The sequence below is a fragment of the Polaromonas sp. P3_C2 genome, assembly GCF_056402675.1.
In genome coordinates this window covers 1-1923 of the sequence record NZ_JBFUGX010000725.1, presented here as the reverse complement: position 1 = coordinate 1923, position 1923 = coordinate 1, and the positions used below count along the sequence as shown (strand labels likewise).

Sequence of the window (1923 nt, the reverse complement as noted above, 5' to 3'; positions counted from 1 at the left end):
GCCTGGTTGTAGGAGGCCGTGCTTTGCACACTGTTGCCGGTGGCGGCGCTGGTGGCCGTGGTGTTGCGGCTGGCGTTGACGGCGCCGTCGGCGGTTTTGCTGCTGTTGCCGCTGCTTTGCACGCTGCCTTTGGCGCCGGTGGCGGCAAACTCCCCGCTGCGTTGTGCCGAGCCGTCCGCGCTGCGGCTGGCCTGGCCGGTGCGCACGGCGGTGGCGCCGTTGGGGCCTGTGGTGGAGGCACTGCCCACGGTACTGGCATTGCCTTGCCCGTCGGCGGTAGTGCTGCGGTTGCGTACCCGTGTGCCGCCTTGTGGGCCCTCGCGGGTGACCGCCCTGGTGGCGGTGGCGCTGCCATCGGCATGGGTCCGCACCACGTGGCGGCTGGCCGCTTCGGCGGGGGTGGCAAAACCTGCGGCCAGCAGGGTGCATGTCAGGGCGGTGGTCAGGGCAGTGGCGGAAAGCATGGTTTTCATGGTGAACTCCTTGAAGGTTGACGTTGAACGGTGAAGCGTCTTGAGGTTCCGGCCGCATCGCAGCGCCGTGATGCCACTGTGGCCGCCAGATGTGAGCCAGGCATGGCTGCAAGCGGCCTCTTGATGACAAGGCATGAATAAATCCCGGCTTTGTCATCGTTTGTCATGATTTGCCGGGCAGGTGGCCAGGCGCGGGCCGCTACCATGGGGCATCTTTCTTGCGGCGGGGTGTTTTCTTATGGTTGTTTTCAGCGCGCTTTTGCAAACAGGCCCTTCACGATGAGCGAGCCGCTAGCCCGGGTCCTGGTGGTCGACGACGAGGCCGACCTGCGCAGCCTGTTGCAGCGTTACCTGAGCGACCAGGGTTACGCCGTGCGCACACTCGAAGACGCCAAAACCTTGGACACCCTGCTGGCGCGCGAACGTTTTGACGTGCTGGTGCTCGACGTCATGATGCCGGGCGAAGACGGGCTGGCGGTGTGCCGCCGCCTGCGCGTGCAGGGCGAAACCATTCCCATCGTCATGCTGACCGCCCGCGGCGACCCGGTGGACCGCATCGTCGGGCTGGAAATGGGGGCCGACGATTACTTGCCCAAGCCCTTCAATCCGCGCGAGCTGCTGGCCCGCATCCAGGCGCTGGTGCGCCGGCAGCGTATGCTGGGCGCGCACAGCGGCCCGTTGCCCGGCCAGGGTACGGTGCAGTTTGGCGCCTTCACCCTGAAGCTGGAAGCACGCCGGCTGGAAAAAAACGGCGAAGACGTGCCACTCACCACCGGTGAATTCAGCCTCCTGCAGGCATTGGCCCTGCACCCCAACCGGCCGTTGGGCCGCGACAGGCTGATCGAGCTGGCCTATGGCCGCGACCACGAAGCCACCGACCGCAGCATCGACGTGCAGGTCATGCGCCTGCGCAAGTTGATTGAGGCGGACCCTTCCCAGCCGGCGCACATCCAGACCGTGTGGGGCGTGGGTTATGTGTTTGTGCCGGAAGGCGGTGCGGCAAAAAGCGGCAAGGCGGGCAAGCCGTGAGGCTATTTCCATGAAGCTGTTTCCGCGCAGCCTGTTCGGCCGCAATGTGCTGCTGATCGTGGTGCTTATCGTGGTGGGCCAGCTGGCCAGCGCGCTGCTGGTGCGCCAGCTGATCATCAAGCCCCGACTGGCGCAGCTTTCGGTGGCGGTGGCGCGCAATGTCAGCTCCATCCGTGCCGGCCTGGCCGCCATGCCGCCCGCGCAGCGCGAGGCTTTTGTCGCGCAGTTCAACCGCCGCGCCATGCAGGGCATTGCCGATGACGACGAGGGTGACGGCCGTGGCGAACGCCGGCTGCTGAGCCGGCTTGAGCGGCGCTTCGTCAATGAAGCCTCGCGCGGCATCGCGCTGGAAGGCGAGGGCTCCGAGATCATCTGGCGCCGCGAAGCCGGCGGCAGCCTGGCGGTGCGGCTGCGCCTGGAC

General features: G+C 66.9%; 2 protein-coding genes and 1 pseudogene. 2 read left to right on the top strand and 1 reads right to left on the bottom strand.

The window, feature by feature from the left end:
* A partial coding sequence (locus AC1DWI_RS21220; protein WP_477725682.1) for a hypothetical protein occupies positions 1-473 on the bottom strand: 473 nt, incomplete at its 3' end.
* A gap of 279 nt (positions 474-752) precedes the next feature.
* Between AC1DWI_RS21220 and ompR the strand changes: the two genes are divergently transcribed.
* Together ompR and AC1DWI_RS21210 are read left to right on the top strand one after the other, a co-directional pair.
* Positions 753-1502, top strand: a complete 750-nt coding sequence (gene ompR, locus AC1DWI_RS21215) for an osmolarity response regulator transcription factor OmpR (RefSeq protein ID WP_477669440.1) — start codon at positions 753-755, stop codon at positions 1500-1502.
* Positions 1503-1512: 10 nt separating this feature from the next.
* Positions 1513-1923: pseudogene (locus AC1DWI_RS21210) on the top strand (ATP-binding protein); the annotation flags it as partial.

Coding starts and splice junctions, on each gene's coding strand:
- ompR (WP_477669440.1), top strand. CDS start 753: ATGAGCGAGCCGCTAGCCCGGGTCCTGGTGGTCGACGACGAGGCCGAC.